The sequence below is a fragment of the Paenarthrobacter sp. CM16 genome (genome assembly GCF_013179505.1).
Lineage (GTDB): Bacteria > Actinomycetota > Actinomycetes > Actinomycetales > Micrococcaceae > Arthrobacter.
Map to the genome: position 1 here is coordinate 1 of NZ_JABMCX010000602.1, position 637 is coordinate 637.

The window sequence follows — 637 nt, forward strand, 5'->3', positions numbered from 1 at the left end:
CCCTCAACGAAGACACGGGCCAGACCATCATCGCCGGCATGGGCGAGCTCCACCTGGACATCCTGGTGGACCGCATGCGCCGCGAATTCAAGGTCGAGGCAAATGTTGGCAAGCCGCAGGTTGCTTACCGCGAAACCATCAAGCGCGCAGTCGAGCGTCATGACTACACGCACAAGAAGCAGACCGGTGGTTCGGGTCAGTTCGCAAAGATCCAGATCGCGATCGAGCCCATGGACACCGCTTCCGGCGAGCTGTACGCATTCGAGAACAAGGTCACTGGTGGCCGCGTTCCGCGTGAATACATCCCGTCCGTTGACGCTGGTATCCAGGATGCACTGAACGACGGCGTCCTGGCCGGTTACCCGGTTGTCGGCATCAAGGCCACGCTGATTGATGGCGCGTCCCACGATGTTGACTCCTCGGAAATGGCGTTCAAGATCGCCGGCCGTATGGCTTTCAAGGAAGCTGCACGCAAGGCGAACCCTGTTCTGCTTGAACCGCTGATGGATGTTGAGGTCCGCACACCTGAGGAATACATGGGTGATGTTATTGGTGACCTGAACGCCCGCCGTGGCCAGATGCAGTCCATGGAAGACGCAGCAGGTGTGAAGGTTATCCGTGCACACGTTCCGCTGTC

1 pseudogene is annotated in these 637 nt (G+C 59.2%); it reads left to right on the forward strand.

The features are described from left to right. Window positions 1–637: pseudogene (fusA, locus tag HP499_RS24755) on the forward strand (elongation factor G); the annotation flags it as partial.